The organism is Mesorhizobium sp. LSHC420B00 (assembly GCF_000503055.1).
Lineage (GTDB): Bacteria > Pseudomonadota > Alphaproteobacteria > Rhizobiales > Rhizobiaceae > Mesorhizobium.
Genome location: NZ_AYVY01000010.1, coordinates 146,020 through 168,243, shown reverse-complemented (window position 1 = coordinate 168,243; position 22,224 = coordinate 146,020). Strand labels below are relative to the sequence as shown.

At 63.7% G+C, this 22,224-nt stretch carries 16 protein-coding genes; 8 read left to right on the top strand and 8 right to left on the bottom strand.

The features are described from left to right. The first annotated feature begins 26 nt into the window (after window positions 1–26). Both X760_RS56240 and X760_RS56235 read left to right on the top strand, forming a co-directional pair. Window positions 27–1,040: a type II secretion system F family protein gene (locus X760_RS56240; protein WP_023719530.1), complete on the top strand. Its 1,014-nt coding sequence runs from the start codon at window positions 27–29 to the stop codon at window positions 1,038–1,040. A gap of 11 nt (window positions 1,041–1,051) precedes the next feature. Beyond that, a complete protein-coding gene (locus X760_RS56235) occupies window positions 1,052–2,068 on the top strand; it encodes a type II secretion system F family protein (RefSeq protein ID WP_023719529.1) in 1,017 nt (338 codons plus the stop codon). Between the two features lie 116 nt (window positions 2,069–2,184). On the opposite strand, the gene X760_RS56230 is transcribed toward X760_RS56235, so the two are convergent. Next, window positions 2,185–3,006: a tetratricopeptide repeat protein gene (locus tag X760_RS56230; RefSeq protein WP_023719528.1), complete on the bottom strand. Its 822-nt coding sequence runs from the start codon at window positions 3,004–3,006 to the stop codon at window positions 2,185–2,187. A 122-nt stretch (window positions 3,007–3,128) separates the two neighbouring features. On the opposite strand from X760_RS56230, the gene X760_RS56225 reads away from it, so the two are divergent. The 5 genes from X760_RS56225 to pdeM all read left to right on the top strand — a co-directional run bounded on the left by X760_RS56225 (window position 3,129) and on the right by pdeM (window position 9,110). Continuing rightward, window positions 3,129–4,496, top strand: coding sequence for a M17 family metallopeptidase (locus X760_RS56225; RefSeq protein WP_023719527.1), 1,368 nt, complete (start codon window positions 3,129–3,131; stop codon window positions 4,494–4,496). 69 nt (window positions 4,497–4,565) lie between these two features. Beyond that, a complete protein-coding gene (locus X760_RS56220) occupies window positions 4,566–4,916 on the top strand; it encodes a MarR family winged helix-turn-helix transcriptional regulator (RefSeq protein WP_023719526.1) in 351 nt (116 codons plus the stop codon). Window positions 4,917–4,946: 30 nt separating this feature from the next. Continuing rightward, window positions 4,947–5,807, top strand: coding sequence for an NlpC/P60 family protein (locus X760_RS56215; RefSeq protein WP_023719525.1), 861 nt, complete (start codon window positions 4,947–4,949; stop codon window positions 5,805–5,807). Window positions 5,808–5,874: 67 nt separating this feature from the next. Then, window positions 5,875–8,397, top strand: coding sequence for a ligase-associated DNA damage response DEXH box helicase (locus tag X760_RS56210; protein WP_023719524.1), 2,523 nt, complete (start codon window positions 5,875–5,877; stop codon window positions 8,395–8,397). Continuing rightward, entirely contained in the window at window positions 8,394–9,110 is a 717-nt protein-coding gene (gene pdeM, locus X760_RS56205) for a ligase-associated DNA damage response endonuclease PdeM (RefSeq protein ID WP_023719523.1), read from the top strand. Before X760_RS56210 ends, pdeM begins: the two co-directional genes overlap by 4 nt. A gap of 6 nt (window positions 9,111–9,116) precedes the next feature. Here pdeM and X760_RS56200 read toward each other — a convergent pair whose 3' ends face one another. From X760_RS56200 to X760_RS56190, 3 genes are read right to left on the bottom strand one after another with little or no spacing between them, the layout of a single operon-like run. Next, entirely contained in the window at window positions 9,117–10,052 is a 936-nt protein-coding gene (locus X760_RS56200) for a DmsC/YnfH family molybdoenzyme membrane anchor subunit (protein WP_023719522.1), read from the bottom strand. 11 nt (window positions 10,053–10,063) lie between these two features. Continuing rightward, window positions 10,064–10,798 (bottom strand): 4Fe-4S dicluster domain-containing protein, encoded by a 735-nt coding sequence (locus tag X760_RS56195; RefSeq protein ID WP_023719521.1) that lies wholly within the window; start codon window positions 10,796–10,798, stop codon window positions 10,064–10,066. After that, on the bottom strand, window positions 10,795–13,725 hold the full coding sequence (locus X760_RS56190) for a molybdopterin oxidoreductase family protein (RefSeq protein ID WP_023719520.1): 2,931 nt from the start codon (window positions 13,723–13,725) through the stop codon (window positions 10,795–10,797). Before X760_RS56190 ends, X760_RS56195 begins: the two co-directional genes overlap by 4 nt. Before the next feature lie 280 nt (window positions 13,726–14,005). On the opposite strand from X760_RS56190, the gene X760_RS56185 reads away from it, so the two are divergent. Next, complete coding sequence (locus X760_RS56185; protein WP_023719518.1) at window positions 14,006–14,908, top strand: LysR family transcriptional regulator; 903 nt, start codon at window positions 14,006–14,008, stop codon at window positions 14,906–14,908. Between the two features lie 5 nt (window positions 14,909–14,913). On the opposite strand, the gene X760_RS56180 is transcribed toward X760_RS56185, so the two are convergent. From X760_RS56180 to X760_RS56165, 4 genes are all read right to left on the bottom strand, one after another. Then, on the bottom strand, window positions 14,914–16,170 hold the full coding sequence (locus X760_RS56180) for an Hsp70 family protein (protein ID WP_023719517.1): 1,257 nt from the start codon (window positions 16,168–16,170) through the stop codon (window positions 14,914–14,916). Between the two features lie 107 nt (window positions 16,171–16,277). Further along, entirely contained in the window at window positions 16,278–17,069 is a 792-nt protein-coding gene (locus X760_RS56175) for a TIGR02186 family protein (RefSeq protein ID WP_023719516.1), read from the bottom strand. Beyond that, a complete protein-coding gene (locus tag X760_RS56170; protein ID WP_023719515.1) occupies window positions 17,069–17,992 on the bottom strand; it encodes a sulfite exporter TauE/SafE family protein in 924 nt (307 codons plus the stop codon). The genes X760_RS56175 and X760_RS56170 overlap by 1 nt, the downstream gene beginning before the upstream one ends. A 191-nt stretch (window positions 17,993–18,183) precedes the next feature. Further along, window positions 18,184–22,038 (bottom strand): peptidoglycan-binding protein, encoded by a 3,855-nt coding sequence (locus tag X760_RS56165; protein ID WP_023719514.1) that lies wholly within the window; start codon window positions 22,036–22,038, stop codon window positions 18,184–18,186. Window positions 22,039–22,224 lie beyond the last annotated feature (186 nt).

Genomic DNA, 22,224 nt, shown 5'->3' with positions numbered 1-22,224 from the left:
GTCTGGAAGCGTGGGGGCCAGGGTCGATGTTCGGGATTGACAGCACCGTATTGGCATTCGTCGTGCTCGCCGGCTTCAGCGCCGGCGCAGTGGCCTATGCTTTCCTGTTCAATCGGATCAGCACCGAGAAGCAGGTCGGCAAGCGGCTTGAATCGATCAAGACCGCCGAGACGGATCGTTCCGTCGTCAAGGCTTCGCGCGATCGCGTGGCGGAAGCGGCCAAGCGTCGCAAATCCGTCCAGGATTCGCTGAAGGATCTCGACCAAAAGCAAAAGTCCAACCAGAGCCTGGTCAAGAAACCACCGCTGAAGATCCAAATCCGCCAGGCCGGCATGAAGGTCTCGATTGAGCGCTTCTATGTCTATTCGGCGGTCTGCGGCGTCGTCTTGACGGCTTTGGTCTATTTCATCGGCGCACCGCTGCTGGTCTTGCCGGCTGCGCTGCTGGTCGGTGTCTTGGGTCTGCCGCGCTGGTTCGTCTCGTTTCGCCGCGCACGCCGCGTCAAGGCGTTTCTCAACGAATTTCCGAACGCGCTCGACATCATCGTGCGTGCAGTAAAATCTGGCCTGCCGCTGAACGACGCCGTGCGCCTGATCGCCAATGAATCCCCCGAGCCGGTCAAGACCGAGTTCCGCCGCATCGTCGATTCGCAGCAAATGGGTTTGTCGATCCCCGACGCGGCCATGCGCATGCCCGAAACGATGCCGTGCACCGAGGCGAGCTTCTTCGGCATCGTCATCCAGATCCAGTCTCAGGCTGGCGGCAATCTTTCCGAAGCGCTGGGCAATCTTTCGCGCGTGCTTCGCGACCGCAAGAAAATGAAGGCCAAGGTCCAGGCGTTGTCTATGGAAGCCAAGGCATCCGCCGTGATCATCGGCGCGCTGCCTTTCGTCGTCGCCTTTCTCGTCTATCTGACGAGCCCGAACTACATCATGCCCCTCTTTACCACCAGCACCGGCCATCTGATCCTCGGTTGTTCCGGCGTCTGGATGTCGATGGGTATCCTGGTAATGCGCAAGATGATGAACTTCGAAGTCTAGGATTCGCGCGTATGACCGATCACGTCATCAGAACTGTCACCGACCCGTCCCTGCTGATCGCACTGCTGGTCGGCATCGCGGTGTTTGCGACGGTCTTCACGCTGCTGCCCGCCTTTGGCGGGAACCAGCTCAAGGCGCGCATGAAATCCGTGGCGCTGGAGCGCGATGAGCTGCGCGCCAAACAGCGCGCGCGGCTGGCAGTCGAAGCCGACCGCCGCCGCAAGGGCCTGCGCGAAGAGCAGTCGGTCGGCATGCGCAATATTGTCGATCGCCTGGATCTCAGGCGTGCGCTGGCGGACGAAGGTACCTTGCAGAAATTGAAAGTGGCGGGTTTTCGCGGCCAAAATCCGCTGACGCGCTTCCTTTTTTTCCGCCTCGTCCTGCCCTTCATCGGCTTTGCATTGGCGGCCATATATCTGTTCGTGCTTGGAGGACTGCCCGAGCAGCCGCTTTTCGTGAAGCTGTTCGTCTGCATCGTGGTTGCCTATGCCGGGTTCTACGCGCCGGTGCTCTACGTCAACAACCGTGCGACCAAGCGCAAGCAGTCGATTCAGATGGCGTGGCCGGACGCGCTCGACCTGTTGCTGATATGCGTCGAGTCCGGCATGTCGGTGGAAGCAGCGCTTCGCAAGGTCGCCGATGAGATCGGCGCGCAATCGGTGGCATTGGCGGAAGAATTCATCCTGACCAATGCCGAACTTTCCTATCTGCAGGAGCGCAAGCAGGCGTACGAGAACCTTGCAAGCCGCACTGGCCTCGAATCCGTCAGGTCGGTGTCCCAGGCGTTGGTTCAGGCCGAGCGCTACGGTACGCCCGTGGCGCATGCGCTGCGCGTGCTTGCCGCTGAGAGCCGCGACATGCGCATGAATGCCGCCGAGAAGAAGGCGGCCGCGCTGCCGCCGAAGCTTACCGTGCCGATGATCCTGTTCTTCCTGCCGGTGCTGTTCGCCATCATTCTGGGTCCCGCCGGCATCCAGGTGAGTCAGCGCGGCATCTTTGGCGACCAGCCGAAATCGAGCAGCCAGTAGCCCAAGCGGCGTCGCCACAAACGCTGCTACGATTCAAAGCCGCGCTGCCGGTGTCGCGCGGTTCCTTGCGTTTGACATGTTGCGGAATTCTCGCGCCGGTTCGGCGCTCGAAGCGGTCAGTTGGTGGCAGGCTTTGCCTTGTCCTGCTCCTTGAGCTGGCTCCAGGCATTCTGCTGCGCCAGCATCTGGCGAAGGTAAGCGACGTTGGCCTGCGCCTGTTCCGGCGACAGCTCTTGTGAGGCGATCTTCTCGGCCTCGTCGAAACGTCCTTGCAGACCGACGACCAGCGCTAGGTTCTGGCGGACGCGACTGTCGGCATTCGGCTGCTGGGCGGCCGAGCGCATATAGGTTTCGGCCGTGCGCAAATCGCCTTCCAGCACGTACGACATGCCGAGATTGGAAAGGATCGACGGTTCGTTCGGCTTGAGGTCCAGCGCCTTGCGATAGTCTTGACGCGCCTCGTCCTTTTGGCCGAGCTGGTCGAGAATGGCAGCTTCCGCCGATACAAGTTTCCAGTCAGGATATTCGGGCGTCTGCGCGCGGCGCACGGCATCGAGAGCTGGCTCGAACTGTCCGTTGGCGGCAAGCGCCTTGCCATAGGCGGCGAGCACGTCGCGGTCCTTCGGCAAGGCAATCGCCAGCTTGCGCATCACCGCAAGCGACTGGTCGGCGTCACCGTCCATCTGCAGCGCCGCGGCATAGTTTGTCGCGATCCGCTTGTCGTTGGGGCTTTTCGAGTAGGACTGCCCGAGCGCCATCGTGGCGTTGTGCAGTTCGCCCGCCGACATTGTTTCCAGCGGCTTGCCGCTTGGGCGAGAAATCGAGCCAGTCGTCAATTTGCTGGTTCCGCAGCCAGCGACGCTTGCGGCAAGCACCATCATCAACGCCGTGGTGATCAGCCTATTTGCGCTGGCGTTCATCCTGCGGTCGGTCGGCATCGGCACCAGGGCTCCGTTCATGCGCGTGACCATTTGCGTGGTCATCTTCCCTCCCGCAGAAATATTCTGTTAACCCTAACGGAGAGTTAAGAAATGCCGACTCAGAAGCCGGAGACCAGCGAATGCCTGTTGAACTCGTCGAGAAAAAATTGAGCAATGCGCTGCCGGTCCATTTGGTGGCGAAGGATGCGCAGGCGGCGGCGGGCCTTGAGCCATCCTCAGTCGCCTGGGCCAAGGCCAACGGCTTTTCCGGCGAGGCCGGCAGGACGCTGGTTGTGCCTGGCGACAACGGTGCGATTGCCGGAGCCCTGTTCGGCACCGGCGACGACGAGGGTGCAATGGCCGTCGGGGCACTGGCGAGAGCCTTGCCCGAAGGCGAGTGGCGTCTTGCGTCCGCACCGGCCAAGCCGGAGCTTACGGCACTCGCGCTGGCACTCGGCGGCTATGTCTTCACCCGCTATGGCAAGAAGCCCGGCAGGACGCTTCGCTTCGCGCTGCCGTCCGGCGCCGACGCCGCTCGCGTCAGACGCATCGCCGATGGCGTTTTCCTGGCACGCGACCTGGTCAACACGCCGACCAGCGATATGGGTCCCGGCCAGCTGGAGAATGCCGCCCGGACCTTGGCCGCGACGCACAAGGCTGAAATATCGGTGACCAAGGGCGACGATCTTCTCGCCGCCAACTTTCCGATGATTCATGCCGTCGGTCGCGCTTCGGCCGACGCGCCGCGCCTGATCGACATGATTTGGGGGCCGAAGAATGCCCCCAAGATAACGCTGGTCGGCAAGGGCGTCTGCTTCGACACAGGCGGCCTCGACATCAAGCCGTCCTCGGGCATGCTTTTGATGAAGAAGGACATGGGCGGCGCTGCCAACGTGCTGGGCCTCGCTTCCATGATCATGGCCGCCAGGCTGAAGGTCCGGCTGCGCGTGCTCATCCCCGCTGTCGAGAATTCGATAGCCGGCAACGCCTTCCGTCCAGGCGATGTGCTGGTGAGCCGCAAAGGCATCACCGTCGAAATCGGCAACACCGACGCTGAAGGGCGGCTGGTCCTCGCCGACGCCTTAGCCTTGGCCGACGACGAGGAGCCGCAGATGCTGGTCGATATGGCAACACTGACAGGCGCTGCCCGTGTTGCGCTCGGCCCCGACCTGCCGCCCTTCTACACCGGTGACGAGGCGCTTGCATCCGAGCTGGCGGACGCCTCCGTTGCGGTCGAGGATCCGCTATGGCGCATGCCGTTGTGGAAGCCCTATGACGCCAAGCTGGCGTCGAAAATTGCCGATATCAACAACGTCACGTCGGATGGTCTCGCCGGCTCGATCACCGCGGCGCTATTCCTGAAGCGCTTCGTCCAAAAGACCGCCAGCTGGGCGCATTTCGACATCTTCGCCTGGAACCCGTCGGACCGCCCGCACGGCCTTGCCGGCGGCGAGGCGCAAGGCATCCGGGCGCTGGAGCGTGTCATTTCGAACCGCTTCGGCGGATGATGTCTCGGCATAGCCGACGAAGGTGTTGACTGAAACGGAACCGAAACAATTTTCCGTCATGCTGGACGGATGTCGATTATCATGCGTCCAAGTCAGGCCTTGCGACTGTGGCAGCAGGTGGTGCTGTCGCAGGTGCGCGACGACGCACCCGATCTCACCATGCGCCAGACGGCGATCCTGTTCACCATCTATCTCGATCCGCCGCCGCACACGGTGCGCGGTCTGGCTGCCCGCCTCAATGTCACCAAGCCGGTGATCACCCGTGCGCTCGACACGATGGGGGCGCTGAAGTTGGTGTCGCGCCACCGCGACGAGCTCGACAAGCGCAACGTGCTGGTCAGGCGCACAGTCGAAGGTGCGCTCTTTGTCGAACGCTTCGGCGATGTTATCATTGCCAGAGCCCAAGAGCTGCCGATTTGACCAAATTGTCCATTTGAACGAGTTGCCGATTTGACCGCCAGGGATGCCCGCCTCCATGCCTTCCGCTCCGATCTCGCCGATGCCAGGCTGAGAGGCGAGGTCGCCGCCGACCGGTTCGTCGCCGGCCGGCCGGCTCGCATCACCGCTTCCGTGGCCGACATCCGCAAGGCGCCACGGCCGAATGCCGGTGTCAACACACAGCTTCTGTTCGGCGATGACATTCTCGTCTTCGAGGACGCAGAAGGCTGGGCCTGGATCCAGGGCGAATGCGACGGCTATGTCGGCTATGTCGCCGACACGGCGTTGGGCGCTCGGGACCATGCGCCGACCCATATCGTTTCGGTGCCGCGCACCTTTCTCTATCCAGGACCCGACTTGCGCTTTCCGGTGAGCGGGCAATTGTCGATGGGATCATTGGTGACGGTGACGGGCTCAGCCGAAACACGCGGCACGCATTATGCGCTGTTGCCGTCCGGTCAAGCGGTCATCTCGGGTCATCTCAGGCCTGTCGCCGAGGCGGCCGCCGACTACGTTGCTGTTGCCGAGAGCTTTCTCGGCACGCCTTATTTGTGGGGCGGCGCCTCGGGCTTCGGCATCGACTGTTCCGGTCTCGTGCAATTGGCGATGGGCATGGCCGGCAGGCAGGTGCTGCGCGATTCCGACATGCAGGCGGCAACCATCGGCGAGCCGCTCGTTCCGGGGCCGGACTTTTCCGGGCTTCAGCGCGGCGACCTGGTGTTCTGGAAAGGCCACGTCGCTATCATGACCGACGCCGAGACGATAATCCACGCCAATGGCCACACCATGCTGGTATCGCGTGAAGGACTGAGCGAAGCGATCGCCCGTATCGGCTATCTCTATGGCGGTCCGACGGGGTTTCGCCGGCCGTAACGCGAATCGATCACCTTTTGTTCTGATTCTGCTTGGCGATCGCGCGCCGCCGCGCTACCTCTGACGCGTGACAGAGCAGCTGCGCCTTGCCGAACAGAAAGCCGCCGTCGTCCTGCCCGAGCCATTCGTCAAATGGTTTGCGGAAAAAGGCTGGTCGCCGCGCGCCCATCAGATCGAATTGCTGGCCAAGGCTCAGGGCGGGCAGTCGGTATTGCTGATCGCCCCGACCGGCGCCGGCAAGACGCTGGCCGGGTTCTTGCCATCGCTGACCGAACTGGCCGGCCGGCCAAGGAGAAGGCCAGGGCAGGCGCATCGCGGCATCCACACGCTGTACATCTCGCCGTTGAAGGCGCTGGCCGTCGACATCGAGCGCAATCTCGGCAAACCCGTCGAAGAGATCGGGCTGCCGGTTACTGTCGAGACGCGCACCGGCGATACGCCCGCACACAAGCGCCAGCGGCAGAAGCTGGCGCCGCCCGACATTCTGCTGACCACGCCCGAGCAATTGGCGCTGCTGATTGCCGCGGCCGACGCCAGGCGCTTCTTCGAGGACCTGCGCTATGTCGTACTCGACGAACTGCATTCGCTGGTGACCTCGAAGCGTGGGCACCTCCTGTCGCTTGGCCTGGCCCGGCTGCGCTCGTTTGTGCCCGCCCTGCAGATGATCGGCCTGTCGGCGACGGTCGCCGAGCCCGACGAATTGCGGCGCTGGCTGGTCAGCCAGAATCCACCGGGGCCGATGGCCGAACTGATCGTCGTCATTGGCGGCGCCAAGCCCGAGATCTCCATTCTCGATTCGGAGGAGCGCGTGCCGTGGGCGGGACATTCGGCCCGCTACGCAACGCCGGAGATCTACAACGAGATCAAGCGCCACAAGACAACCCTGCTGTTCGTCAACACGCGCAGCCAGGCGGAGCTGCTGTTCCAAGAGTTGTGGCGGGTCAACGAGGACACCTTGCCGATCGCGCTACACCATGGCTCGCTCGACGTCGCCCAGCGCCGGCGCGTCGAGAAAGCGATGGGCGAGAACGCCTTGCGTGCCATCGTCGCCACCTCGACGCTCGACCTCGGCATCGACTGGGGCGACGTCGACCTGGTCGTCCATGTCGGCGCGCCGAAAGGTGCCAGCCGGCTGGCACAGCGCATCGGTCGGGCCAACCACCGTATGGACGAGCCGTCGAAGGCGATCCTGATCCCGGCCAATCGCTTCGAGGTGCTGGAATGCAGGGCGGCGCTCGACGCCAATTATCTGGGCGCCCAGGATACGCCGCCGCTGGTCAATGGCGGGCTCGACGTGCTGGCGCAGCACGTGCTGGGCTGCGCCTGCGGTGCGCCGTTCCAGGCCGATGCGCTGTTCGAGGAAGTGCGAACGGCAGCACCCTATGCCGATCTCGACCGGCCGACATTCGATCGCGTCATCGATTTCGTCGCCACCGGCGGCTATGCGCTGAAGAACTACGAACGCTACGCCCGTATTCGTCTCAACAAGGACGGGCTGTGGCGGGTGTCCAATCCTCGCGTCGCTCAGCAATACCGGCTGAATGTCGGCACCATCATTGAAGTGCCGGCGCTCAACGTGCGCTACGTCCAGGCCGGCAGCAGAGGCGCGGCTTCGCGTGGCGGTCGGGTTCTTGGCAAGATCGAGGAGGCGTTCCTCGAAACGCTGACGCACGGCGACACCTTCATGTTCGCCGGCAAGGTGCTGCGCTTCGAGGGCATCCGTGAGAGTGAGTGCTTCGTCTCGAACGCGCCGGGCAGCGACGCCAAGGTGCCGTACTATGGCGGCGGCAAATTCCCACTTTCGACGTACCTAGCCGAACAGGTGCGCGCCATGCTGGACGATCCGCAGCGCTGGAAGAAGCTGCCGGAGCAGGTCGCCGACTGGCTACGTTTCCAGGCCGACAAGTCGGTGCTGCCGAAACGCGACGATCTGCTGATCGAGACCTTTCCGCGCGGCAACCGCTACTACCTGGTGGCCTATCCGTTCGAGGGCAGGCTGGCGCACCAGACGCTGGGCATGCTGCTGACCCGCCGCCTCGACAGGGCGGGAGCCAGGCCGCTCGGCTTCGTCGCCACCGATTATGCGCTTGCCATATGGTCGCTGGCCGATATGGGTCACATGTTCAGGGCGAAGAAACCGTCGCTGGCTGCGCTCTTCGATCAAGATATGCTGGGCGACGACCTCGAAGCCTGGCTCGCCGGCAGCTGGCTGTTGAAGCGCACCTTTCGCAATTGCGCGCTGATCTCGGGATTGATCGAGAAACGCCACCCGGGCCAGGAGAAGAGCGGCCGCCAGGTGACCGTGTCGACCGACCTCATCTACGACGTGCTGCGCAGCCATGAGCCCGACCACATCCTTTTGCAGGCGACGCGGGCCGATGCCGCGACCGGTCTGCTGGATGTCAGCAGACTTGCCGAGATGCTCTCGCGCGTCCAGGGTCGAATCATGCATAAGAATCTCGAGCAGATATCGCCGCTCGCCGTGCCGATCATGCTTGAGATCGGCAAGATGCCGGTGCACGGCGAGGCCGATGAGACGCTGCTGATGGATGCAGCCACGCTGGTCGAGGAGGCCATGGGGACGAAATGACTGTGGCGCTGGCAATGGCTGCGACTCTGGCGGATACGGGCGCCGTCCGTATCGCTGGCGAACGCGCGATCTGCGACCGCCGCGGCGTGCTCTATTTTCCCGAATTCCGGCTTCTGGCCGTATCCGACCTGCATCTGGAAAAAGGCTCCTCACTGGCCAGGCGCGGCACGCTGGTTCCGCCTTACGATACCGGCGCCACGCTGCTCCGGCTGCAGACGGTGATTGCCGATTATCAGCCTGCGATAGTCATCAGCCTGGGCGACAGTTTTCACGATGGCGGCGGCGCCGCGCGCATGCACGCAAGCTTTCGCGAAAGGCTGGAAGGGCTGATGGTTGGGCGCGACTGGTTCTGGGTCGCCGGCAATCATGACCCGGAAGCACCGGCTGACCTGCCGGGCGACACCGTGCGCGAGCTGGCCATCGGCTCTCTGCTCTTCCGGCACGAGCCTTCGGCGGTAAGGGTGGAGGGCGAGATATCAGGCCATCTGCATCCTTGCGCCCGCATCGTCCAGCAAGGCCGTTCGGTGCGGCGGCGCTGCTTTGCCGGCGATGGCGGCCGCATGATCATGCCGGCCTTCGGCGCCTACACCGGTTCGCTCAATCTCCTTGACCGCGCCTATGCCGGGCTGTTCCGCCGCGAAACGCTGATGGCCTATATGCTTGGCACTGAGCGCATCTTCGCGATTTCCCACTCGATGCTCAGGCCGGGCTGAGCTGCCCTATCGTCCGTAATAGAGGGTAACAGTGTGCTTGGCCTCGGCGAAGAACAGCCAGCGCTCCACCAGCATGCCGGCGAGTTGGGCGATTGCGGAGAGTATCGACGAAGCCGCCGCAAAGGGCCACGGCAAGGCAAACGCCGCAATCAGCAGCAAAGCGGGCAAGGCAAAGGCCAGAGCCTGGGTGATCAGCCGCAGCTTTGCGCTGTGCTTGCGTGCGATGCGAAAGCCCATTTCCTTGAGCAGATAGTTTTCCTCGGTATGCGGCCATTCCATCGACCGCACCGTGCCGCCGGAAAGCCCGGTTGCGGTGTTGGCATTGGTCGGGATCTCCAGCCTATCATTGTATCGCCAGGTCGCCAGCTTCAAACCCCAGCCAAGCGCGGTCAGCAACAGGGCAGCCGCCAGAAGCATATTCGAGCCTGCCGCAAATCCCTGCAGCAGGGCGTTGAGCAGTACGCTGCCGGTCATCGCCGAAAAGATCAGATAGCCGGGCAGGGTGAAGCGGCTGTGCCATTGGGCGATCGGCTTCAACGACGCGTAGATCATGCCGGTGGTGCAGACGGTTGCGACCGCGCCGATGGCAGCGAGCAGCCCGGCGACAGCCACCCAGCCGCTCGTACGGCCGAGGACCACCCAGCCAATACCGAACAGTCCCGCCGGCACGAAGGTGGCGACCGAGGCAACGCCTTCGCGCGACAGCCATGAGCTACGCCATTGCGAGAAGGCACGCCAGGCGCGTTCGGGCCGGCCGAGATGGCCGGCCGAGGACAGCAGGCCTGCCGAGATCAGGCCGAGCGACAGCCCCATGCCGGTGAGGCCAAGCCAGAAATCGGGCGGGATAAAGCCCTGTCCGGCCAACACGCCAAGCAGCGCGAGCAGGCCGTAACCGGCGCCCGTGGCGGTGGTGAAAAAGACGACGGAGAAGGCTGGATGCATGAAGGCGCGGGTCAGTTCGAAAGCATGCGGTCGACCCAGCCAAGGAAACCGCCTTCGGCTCGCATCGGCTGGAGCGCCTGTGCCGGCACCGATGCGGCGCGATTGGTGTGGGCGCGTGGCGGCAGATATTTGTTGGTCGGCCTGTAGCCCATCTCCGGCATCAGGTCGACACCGCCGCGCTCCGCCACCAGTTGCGAGATAGCCGATGCCGGATCGCCCAGATCGCCGAAATGCCGCGCGCTGGTCGGGCAGGCGGCAACGCAGGCCGGCACGCGGTCTTCCTCCGCCAGATTGTCGTTATAGATGCGGTCGACGCACAGCGTACATTTCTTCATCACGCCGACATCCGTGTCGAATTCGCGCGCGCCGTAGGGGCAGGCCCAGCTGCACAATTTACAGCCGATGCATTTGTCCTCGTCGACCAGCACGATGCCATCCGACGCCCGTTTGTAGGAGGCGCCGGTCGGGCAGACCGTGACGCACGCCGGTGTCTCGCAGTGCAGGCAGGAGCGCGGGAAATTGACCGTGCGCCCACCCATCTCGGTCATGTGCTCATAACTGTGCACGCGGTTGAACCAGACGCCGTCGACATTGCCGCCATAGGGGTCGATGTCGGTTAGCGGCGCCATATGGCCGCCGGTGTTCCATTCCTTGCAGGCGGTGACGCAGGCCTGGCAACCAACGCAGGTGTCGAGGTCGATGACCAGGCCGAGCTTTTTGTCGGTGTGGGCGGGAAGGCAAGTCATTCGGCAGCTTCTCTCTCCCGACGGAATTCGGCGCCGAAACTGAGCTTGTCGGGCGAGGGCTCGAAGTGTGGCGGCTGCCGGAACCGCTCGAATTGCGGCTCGGTGAAGCCAGCTTCCTCGGCCGCGCATTTGACGATGCGCACGCGCAGGTCGAACCATGCCGCCTGGCCGGTGACAGGATCGGAATTCGAATAGCGTTTGCCATTCGCATCGGCAGAGGTCTGGTCGCCGATGATGTGGTTGAGCAGGAAGCCGCGATTGGATTCGGCCGCGTCATCCTTGAGCCCCCAGCTGCCGCGCCGTTTGCCGATCGCGTTCCAGGTCCACACCGTATCGGCGTTGACGCCGTCGATCAGGCTGATCTGCCCCTTGACCTTGCCGTTGATGCTCTCGATCCACACCCAGTCGTCATCGACAAGCCCGAGGCTGGCGGCGGTCCGATTGTGCACGAACAGCCGGTTCTGGCTGGTGATCTGCCTTAGCCACGCATTCTGCGCGCCCCAGGAATGGTACATGTGCATCGGCCGCTGCGTCAGCGCGTGGAGCGGATAGGCTTGGCTATCGACTGCAGCCTCTTCGAAGGGCGCGTACCAGAACGGCAGCGGATCCATATAGGTCTCGATACGGCTGCGCTCCGCCTCCGGCGGCAGCACCCCGCCATGGCCGCGCGCCGCAAGGCGAAAGCGCTGCATCGGCTCGGAATAGAGTTGGAAGACGATCGGCTCGGCCTTCGGGATGAAGCCCATGCTCTCGGCGAATTCGAGATAGGAGCGGTTGGCCATCTTGTAGTAGCGCTGATCGGCGGCGAAATCCTGGTGCCAGAAGCCGCCATTATCGATGTAGCGCTGCAACTGGTCGGGATTGACGTCGCCCTTGCCGACCGAGGCCCCGTCCTTGCCGCGCCAGCCGGCGAGCGGACCGACACCTGGCGTGCGCTCGTGATTGACGATGTAGTCGGGATAGTCGCGGTATTTGGCGGAACCATCGTCGTCGACGAAGCCGGGCAGGCTGAGCCGCGCGCCGAGTTCGATCAGCACCGTCTGGAACGGCCTGACGTCGCGATCCGGCTCGACGACGGGATGGCGGATGGCGTCGCCCGGCCCGTCGGCGTGGCTGATCGGCCGATCGAGCAAACTGATACAGTCATGACGCTCGAGATAGGTCGTGTCCGGCAGCACCAGATCGGCAAAAGGTACGGTCTCGGAATAATAAGCGTCGGAATAGATGATGAACGGGATCGTGTACTCACCCGACGCATCAATATCGGTCAGCATGGCCATCGTCTCGACGGTATTCATCGACGAGTTCCAAGCCATGTTGGACATGTACATGAACAGAGTGTCGATCGTGTAGGGATCGCCGGCCCAGGCGTTACGGATAACCGTGTGCATGAGCCCGTGTGCGGCCAGCGGCGCATCCCAGGAGTAGGCCTTGTCGATACGGATCGGTTTGCCGCCTTCGTCGATCAGCAGGTCCCCCGGTCCGCAGACAAAACCGAGCGGCATGCCCTCGAGCGGCGTCATCGGCTTCACATTCTTGCCGGCTGGCTTCGGACCCGGCGGTGCAGACCGTGGATAAGGCGGTTTGAAGCGAAAGCCGCCCGGCACGTCCACCGTGCCGAGAAGCACCTGAAGCAGATGAATGGCGCGGCAAGAGTGAAAACCGTTCGAATGGGCCGAGATGCCGCGCATCGCATGCATCGACACCGGTCGGCCCTTGATGGTCTCGTGCCGGCGGCCGGCCCAGTCCGTCCACGCCACCGGCAATTCGATTTGCTGTTCGAAGGCGACATGAGCGAGTTCGGCGGCGATCCTGCGGATGGTATCGGCGGAGATGCCGCACCGGTCAGTGACCGCCTCGGGTGAATAGCTCTCATCCAGATAGCGGTCGGCGACGAGTTGGAAGACCGGCACGCAACGGCGGCCGTCGACGAGAAAGCTGCCGGTCAGTGCGGGCTTCGCGTCGGCGTCACTGGCATTGACTGGCATCTTCGCCACCCTGTCCCAAGCCAGCGGATTGCCGTCGCCGTCGCGCATGAACAGCCCATCATCGGCAGCACCAGGCTCTTGAATGACGAGAAGATGGGCGTTGGTGTAGCGCAAGAGGTAGTCGAGATCGACACGGCCGGCCTTAAGCAATTCGTGGACGAGCGCAAACACGAACAGGCCGTCGGTACCGGGCCGGATGCCGATCCAGTCGTCGGCAATCGCGTTGTAGCCGGTGCGGCAGGGATTGATCGAGACCACCTTGGCGCCGCGTGCCTTGAGCTTGCCGAGACCGATCTTGATCGGATTGGAATCATGATCCTCGGCAACCCCGAACAGCATGAAGTATTTGGTGTTGTCCCAGTCGGGCTCGCCGAACTCCCAGAACGAGCCGCCGATCGTGTAGAGGCCGCCGGCCGCCATATTGACCGAGCAGAAGCCGCCATGGGCGGCAAAGTTCGGTGTGCCGAACTGGCTCGCCCACCAGCCGGTCAGCGATTGCGACTGGTCGCGCCCGGTGAACAAGGCGAGTTTCTTCGGATCGGTTCGGCGGATATTCGAAAGCCGCTTCGTCGCGATCGACAAAGCTTCCTCCCACTCGATCTCGCGGAACTCACCCGAGCCGCGCGGGCCGGTGCGCAGCAGCGGCTTTTTCAGCCGAGCCGGGCTGTAGTGCTGCATGATGCCGGCGCTGCCCTTGCCGCACAGCACGCCACGGTTGACCGGATGGTCCTTGTTGCCGTTGATGTAGCGGACTTTGCCGTCCTTGATGTGGACGTCGATGCCGCAGCGGCAGGCGCACATATAGCAGGTGGTCTTGGCGATGCTGTCGGAGACATCAGGCGAAGTATCGACGCCGTCGCCTTCGGCGGGCGCGCGCGTATCGGCAAGCGGCCGTTGGGATGGTGCTGAGTTGGCGCCGCGCAGCGGTTTGTTGGTCATGATCCGGCGATGTTGTTGCGTTCCGCGGCCTTGGCTCTCGTCTTCGGGCCTGGGCCGCGCATGTAATGCTGTTCCGGCCGATAGCGTTCACCGACGAGCCGCCACCGCAGGCTGCGGGTCCAGTGCGTAAACACGGATTTGAACAGCCTCACCAATTTCTACCCTCGACTGTTCTGGCGCGACTTTTTTCCAATTTCGGGCTAAAATTTAGAACAAAGCAATCAATCTGTCTAACAACTTGCTCTTGTAATTCCAATCGGATTTGCTTCTTAATGCTGGCATGACTCTGGACCAATTGCGGATCTTCGTCGCCGTCGCCGAACGGGCGCACATGACCAAAGCGGCCGACTTGTTAGGCATTTCACAGTCGGCCGCGTCCGCCGCCATCCGCTCGCTCGAACAGCAGCACGGCGTGCAGTTGTTCAACCGAGTGGGCCGCAATATCGAGCTCGCCGAGACCGGACGCCGGTTCCTGCCGGAGGCCAAGGCGGTTCTCGAGCGGGCGGCGGCCGCCCACAACGTGCTGGAGCATGTCTCGCAGACGATATCAGGCAGTCTCTCGATCGCTGCCAGCCAGACCATCGCCAGCTATTGGCTGCCGCGCCGGCTCGCTTCTTTCCACGAAGCCTATCCTGCCGTCAGGCTGAGCGTGAGCATTGGCAACACCAGGCAGGTCGAGACCAATGTACTTGATGGCGCAGCCGATTTTGGCCTGGTCGAGGGGCGCACCGAATCCGACATTTTGCGGCGTGCCAAGGTCGATATCGATCGCATGATGCTGGTCGTGGCGCGCTCGCACCCTGAGATCGCGGAAGTTTCGCCTGGGCATCCCGACCTTGGCGGGCTTCGCTGGATCATTCGCGAAGGCGGGTCGGGCACGCGCGAGGCGCTGGAGGACCTTGCCCGACGCGACGGGATTTCGTTCGCGGACCTACAGATATTCCTGGTATTGCCGAGCAATGAGGCTATTCGCCAGGCGGTCGAGGCCGGCGCCGGCGCCAGCATCATTTCGGAACTCGTCGTCGCGCGCGCGGTCGCCGAAGGCAGTCTGCGTTCCGTGCCGATCGATCTGCCGAAGCGCGAATTTGCCATGATCACGCATCGCGACCGGCAGCCAAGCCTGGCCCAGATGGCGCTCAAGGCGCATCTCGGCGGCAAAGCTGAGAGAGCCGCGCCGCTTTAAGCCGATCAGGCGAACTTCCGCTGTGCGTCGAGCGCCAGCCCAAGCCCGACTGAGCCGAACACATCGCCTTCGATAACCGACGCCTGCGGCACCAGAGCCAGGATCTGCTGCCTGGCCAGCGGGATCGCGGTCGATCCGCCGGTCAGGAACACCGCCGTGATGTCGGAGGGCTTCACCTGCGCGTCGCGGACGGTCTGCTCGACGGTACCTGCAACGCGCTCAATATCCCGAGCGATAGTGGCTTCGAGACCTTCGCGCGTGATCTCTGCCGTGAACCTCACCTCCGGTAGCGCGACCTCGATACCGGCCGACGATCGATCCGTCAGCTCGATCTTGGCCCTTTCGACCAGCGCCGCCAGCGCGTGGCCGTAACGATGCTCGACGATGTGGATGAAGCGGTCGACCAGGTCTGCGCGCTCTGCCTCGTAGCGGATCTGGCGAAGATGCGTCATCGCCCTTGCGGTATAGACCAGGTTGATGCGCTGCCATGTCGCCAGGTCGATGAAGTAGCTCGCCGGCAGATTGCGCTTGCCATCCTTAGTCGACGTCAGATAGCCGAGCTGAGGCATCACATGGGCGATGCTCAGCAGCCGATCGAAGTCGGTGCCGCCGATGTGGATGCCGCGGCTGGCCAGGATGTCGTCCTTGCGGTCGAGCGAGCGGGCGCGCTCGGGCGAGACCCGCACGATCGAGAAATCGGACGTGCCGCCGCCCATGTCGATGATCAGCGCCAGTTCCTCGCGCGTCACCTTCTGTTCGTAGTCGAGTGCCGCCGCGATCGGCTCGAATTGGAAGGCGATGTGCTTGAAGCCCTGAGCGCGAGCGGCATTTTCGAGTTCGTGCTCGGCCTCGGCGTCGGCCCCGGCGTCGTCGTCGACGAACTGTACCGGCCGCCCGATTACGACGCTTTCGACTGTGTCGAGGGCGTTTTCTTCGAGCTTCTTTTTCAGGTGGCCGACAAATAGGCTGACAATTTCCATGAAGCCGATCGAGCGCGCCTTGATGCGCGTCTTTTCGTGAGCGAGCGAGCTGCCGAGAACGCTCTTCAGCGAGCGCATCAGGCGGCCTTCGATACTGTCCGTATAGTTGGCGACGGCGCGTCGCCCGAAATAGGTGCGGTTGTCCTCGAAATTGAAGAACACCGCACTGGGCAGAGTGACTTGGCCGTCTTCCAAGGCCACCAGCCGCGGCTGCCCGTTCCTGACCACGCTCACGGTGGAATTCGAAGTGCCGAAGTCGATACCGGCAAATGCTGGTCGCATCGTGCGTTCCTATATTCTGATTTGGGGAGCAGCAGCTCGTGCCCGGTCGGACCGGGGATCGCGGTCTAGCCCATACCCTCGGAAAGGGAAACCACTTTTACGAGAGTTCAGTCTTTCCTGAAGACCAGTCTTCCGAGCCAGCCTGTCAGCATGGCCAGCGATACGGCAAAGACACCGTAGAGGAAGGAGTAGTCGTGGGCGACGCGGAAGATCGACTGTTCGAAACCGGACTTGCGGATTTCGAGCTGGGCGGAGCTTTCCTTGATGAACAGGCCGCTCTTGAACAGGAAGGCGCGCGCCTTGTGGGTGCCGACCGGAACGTTGGGAGCGAGCCTGACGGTGGCGCGGAACAGGTTCTGCGACAGGAACTGCACACCGCCGACATTCTCGCTGTAGAGGCCTGTTGCCGCCTTGCGCTCGCGCAGCGCGGCGGTGAACTCCTCGATTGTCGCCGGGCTGTCCTCGGCGTCGGCCGGCTGCAAATAGAGGTTGGAGGCGCCAAGCGACAGCTGCTTGTAGCTGTTCGGATCGGTGACGTCCTGCAGCGGCCGCGTCGTCGCCACAGAATAGGAGACAGGTACGTTTTCGAAGGTCTCCGACTCCAGATTGACCCAGACGCCGAGCACCCGGTCCTTGCGGCGCACGACGACCGGTCGGGCCGGGCCTTCCAGCACAACGATCACGTCGTAGCGCCCTTGCCGTGCGACAAGCGGATCGGCATTTTCCAGCGATCCGAAGATGGTCAGGTCGGCGCCGGAAAAGCCGGCGGTAATCGAGACATTGTCGGTGGAAAGGCCGATCTGGATGTTTTCGGTTAGTGGCGTCTGTGCCTTCGCCGCTGACGCCGCGGCCAGCAGCGACAGCAAGGCGGCGGCCGCGAGCGTCCTCAAGCCAGCCATCAGCTCAGGCCCACGCCGGACAGCGAATAGAGATTGGGAGGCGTGACGAAAAGATCGATGGCGAGCCGGATGGCGACCGCCAGCACAAGCAGCGCCAGCAGCGCCCTGAGTTGTTCGCCCCGCAGCCTCTGACCGGCCTTGGCGCCATATTGTGCGCCGGCGACGCCGCCTGCCATCAACAGGAAGGCGAGCATGACGTCGACCGTCTGGTTGGTGGTGGCGTGGACCAGCGTGGTGTAAGCCGAGGTGAAGATGATCTGGAACAGCGAGGTGCCGATGACGACGTTGGTCGGCACTTTCAAAAGGTAGATCAGGGCCGGCACCATGATGAAGCCGCCGCCGACGCCCATGATCGACGATAGGAAGCCAATCGCCGCGCCCAGCCCAAGCACCGGAATGACGCTGACGAAGAGCTTCGAGGCCCTGAACCGCATCTTCAGCGGCAGGCGGTGGATCCAGTTGTGCTGGCCGGATTTCTTCAACACCGGTGCGGCGCCGCTGCGGGTGACGCGCAGCGCATTGATACTCTCGACCAGCATCAGCCCGCCGACAGTGCCGAGCAGCACGACGTAGAGCAGCGAGATGAACAGATCGAGCTGGCCGAGTCGGCGCAGGAACGCAAAGACATAGATACCGCCGGTCGAGCCGACGATGCCGCCGGCCAAAAGCACGCCGCCGAGCTTGAAGTCGAGCGTGCCGCGCTTCATGTGCGACAGGGCGCCGGAGAAGGAGGAAGCGATGACCTGGTTGGCGCCGGTGGCGACCGCAATCGCGGGCGGTATGTTGTAGAAGATCAGCAGCGGCGTGATGAGAAAGCCGCCGCCCACGCCGAACATGCCCGACAGGAAACCCACCGCTGCGCCCATGGCCAGCAGCACGAAGACGTTAACGGAAATTTCCGCGATCGGGAGATAGATGCCCACCCGTCAGTCTCGATCAGTTTGCCTCCTGGCGAATGCAACCGTTGCGGGCATTTTGCGCCAGAAGGCTATCTCGTTCTTGCGCCGGCCGGGCGGTGAAGTCAAACTTCGTCGCACCGCCGAAACAAAAAACAACTCAATCAGTTAACAGGCAAATCTGTGGCAAGGGCGTCGCGGAAACGACGCATCCGCCGTTATTTGCGCGCGAGCAACGCCTTGACCAGCTTTTCGTCGATCGCGCCGGTTGCCTTCATGTCGTTGTCGGTCTGGAAGGCCATGATCGCGTTCTTGGTTTTCCGGCCCATCATGCCGTCGGGATTGCCGGCCTCGTAGCCGTTCTTGTTGAGGATGCGCTGGATGTTCTGGACCGCTTTCTTCATGTCGATGCCGGCCGTCGTCTGCGGTGTGCCGTCCTGCCACGATTCAGGAATGTCGGCCGAATTGGCGGCTGGATCGAGCGGCTTGGCCTTCCACAGCTCGGCCGCGGCACGCGTACGCTCCAGCTGCTCGGGTCTCAGGGCTTTGGCGATCTCGTCGCGCTTGGCCGCCGCATCCTTGTCGCCGGTCTTGGCGACGAGCGCGAACCATTTGTAGCTCTCCTCGAGGTTCTGCTTCATGCCGACGCCCTTCGCCGCAAGGATGCCGAGATTGAACTGGCTGTCCTTGACGCCGAGGTCCGCCGCCGCCTGGAACCAGCGCGCTGCCGATTCATTGTCGGTCACGCCATCCGCCGCCATCGCAAACAGCACGGCCAGATTGTGCATGGCGCTGGCGTTGCCCTGCTCTGCGGCAAGCTGGTACCAGGTCTTCGCTTTTTTGATGTCGCGTGCGACGCCGATGCCCTTCTCGTAGAAATTGCCGATGCGGTATTCTGCCGGTGCGAAACCGAGATCGGCAGCTTTCTCGTACCATTTGGCCGCCGCTGCCATGTCTTCCTTGACGCCGCGCGACTCGGCGTAGCGCGAGCCGATCTCGAACAGTGCCTTGGCGTCGCCGCCGGCCGCTGCATCGCGCAGGGCGGCCGGACCGACACCGGCCGGAACCTCGATCTTGGCAACGCTTGCCGCGGCAGCATCTGCCGGCGGCACCGTGCCCGTCGTGTCCTGCGTCGCAGCTGTGGTGGTAGCAGGCGCGGCAGCCATTGGCTCGGCGTCGCTGGCCGTCGCCGCTGCCGGTGCGGGCACTGCGGCCGTGGCGTCTGGCGCCGCCATGTCAGGGGCTGCCGCGGGGGCTGTCGATGCCTCGGTTGCCGGTGTGGCGGGGCCGGTTTGCGCCGCCGTGTCGTCCTTGGTCGTCGCTGCGGACGGCTCTGCCTGCCTGACGATGGAGGACGGCGCGCTATCCTGCGCTGCCGTCTGCGCGTCCGCCTTCGGTTCGCTGGCAACGCTGGCCAATGCAGTCTCCACCGGCTGTGCGGCCACAGCCGGCGCCGCGTCATTGTTGGCGACTTCGACCGGATCGGAGAAGAAGGCTTTGCCCAGTTGCAGGCCGGCAAGCGCCAGCATGATGGCAATTGCCCCCATCAGGATCGGCTTGCGCCGCGCCTTGAGCAGGTCGCCTATCCTGAGCGCCTTGACCGGGCCTTTCATCGTCGACTGGCGCTTAAGGGCGTCCGCCTCGGCGGCCGCCGCTTGCGCAGCCCGTCTGGCTGCCGCGATGAAGTCCGATTTCGCCGCTTCGGCGCCGCCTTCGCGGGCCGGCTGCCCGCGCTCGTCGCGCACACGTTTCATGATGGCGCTGAGGTCGGGGGCGCCGGAGCCGGGTTCCAATGGCCGATTGGCGACCTTGGGGTCGAGCGGCTCGTCCAGATCGACGCTCGGTATTTCGACGCTCGACGCCGAGCCGGCAAGCGGCGGCATCTCGGCCTCCTTCTTGCCCTTCAAGGCGCGCGCCAGCCCGCCTAACATCGATTTCCTGCCGCCGCCGTGCTCGGTTTTTTCATGCGTCGTGTCTGAACCGAGGGCCGCCAGGGCGGCTGCCGCGGCCGCCGCGGCCGGCGTACGCGGACCTGGCTCGTCGCGCACGAGCGCCGCGGTGCGACCGTCCAGATCGGCCATGTTGCCCGTTAACGGCAGCGGCTGGTCGATGTCCATCGACGGTGCGTCCTGCACCGAGATCTTGGATGCCCGGCCGAAGCGTTTGCTCAACTCTGCGCTTGCCGGTTCGCCGGTCTCCAGTGAACCTAGCCTGTCAACAATCTTGAGCAGCGTGTCGTGGATAGCCTCGAACGTCCTTGAATTGCGCTCGTCCGAACGGCGCGTCAGCGCCTCGAGCGTCTTCAGGTCCTGGGCGAGGCCGGTAACGGCCGCCGTGTTGGCGCTTGATCCGGCCAGCGAGCGGACGGCGCTCTCGGCCGCCTCGCGCGCCGCGCCGAGGATGGAATCGCGGGTTCCGGCCAGCGACTTCTCGATCTCGTTGAGGCGCGGGCTGATGTCGTCGAATTCCGGCAGCGGCGTGCCGGGCTTGGAAAGATGCGCCGTCAGGCCCGCGACCTGCGCTTCGAGGCTGCGGATCAACGCCGGGTCGATGCTGGCGACCTGTGCCGCGGACGAATCCAGCCGGCTTGAAATGTCTTCGAGCCGGCTCTCCAGGCCGCGGATCGCCGCCTCGCTGGCGGGATCTGGAACGCGCGTCTCCATCCGCTTGGCCAGCGCGGTGAAGCGGGCGTCGATGGCATCCATGACGCCGGCGCTGTCGACCTGCGGCATGCGCTGATCCAGCCTGTCGGCGACTTCGTCCAACCGGCGCTCAAGGTCGCGAAACAGCATGTTGCCTTGTTCGATGGCGTCGCCCTGGCGACGTTCCATCATGCTGGACAGCACATCGAAGCGCTGCTCGAGCCCCTGGAAGATGTAGTCGGCGTCGGGCATGGCAGGTGCATGGTCGATCTTGTCGGCGATAAGCGCGACTTGCCTGGCAAGGCGCTCCATAGCTTGTTCCGGCAGATTGGCTCGGCCGGCCAGCTCATCCACGCGGCTCGACAATGTGTTGAGACGGTCGATGACCTCCCGGCCCGGACGATCCTGCGACACTTCTTCGATTTGCTGGGCCAGTGAATCGATCCGCTTCTCGATGCGTTCGAAGGGCTCGGGGTCGAACGAATTGGCTTGCGCGGCAACCGTCGAGGCGACGATCGCGCGGGAAATCTCGTCGAGCCGCTCGTCGATCTGACTGAATGTGTCGCTGCCGCGATTGTCCTGCTGGCGGGCGAAATGGTCGACCGCTCCGGCAAGCATGCGGACCTTTTCCTCCAGCGAGCGCAGCGACAGCGATTCCGGCAGATTGCTGACGGCATTGCTGATCTGTTCGAGTCGCTCGGTCAGCGCCGACAGGCCGGGCGCGTCGGAGCGCTTGCGCTGATCGGCGTCGACGCGGTCCTCGAAGGCGCTCCAGCGGCGGTCGAAATCGTCCCAGCGGCGGCCCACTGCCTGCACGCTCTCGTCGCGCGCCAGCGTATCGAGAGCTGCCTTGACCTGCTCAAGCTCGAGCCGCAACATATTGACGCTTCTGTCGTCGCTTTTTTCGGCCAGCGTCTGGATGGCGCCGGAAAGCCGCTCGAATTCGACGCCGAGTTCGGCGCTGCCCTTGCCGCCGCCATTTGACTGGTAGGCTCGCTCGATATTCTTGCGCAGTGCGTCGAACTCGCGTTGCAGGCCGGAGGTCATCTGCTGGCGAAGCTCTTCGCGCAGGCCGCGCAATTCGCCAGCGATCTTGCCGGCTAGGGCGACGCCGTCCTCCTGGCCGCGCACCCGGTCGATATCGCGGGCGATCGCCTGGTAGTTCTGGTCGACGGCCGCCGCTGGACCTTTCGGCCGCTGCGCGTCGCGTGGGTCCTCGTACCGGCGCTGCTGGCCATAGGGTTGGGCACTAGGATAGCGCGGTTCTGCCGCTGGTCGGCGTGGACCGGGATGGCTTGCAGTCTCCTCGCGCGTCCGCTCCAGTCGCTGCTCCAGCGTTTCCAGGGAACGGTTGAGCTCTTCAAGCGTCGTGTGCGGCCTGCGCTGCCTGCCGGCGTTGAGTGTATCGAGGTAGGACCGCTTGCTGTTCATCAATGCGCCCGTTTCAGAATTGCTGGCTTTCACCAGGTTCCCAAAGTCCTGCCGGGACGAACGCGACTGCTTGGCTTGTTGCAGTGGAAGACGAGCTTCCCGGGTCTTACCCGCGCTCCGAAAAACCGTGAAAAATTCAATACAGGATAAACACGGGTAACCGACATGCGCACATTTCGCCCCAAC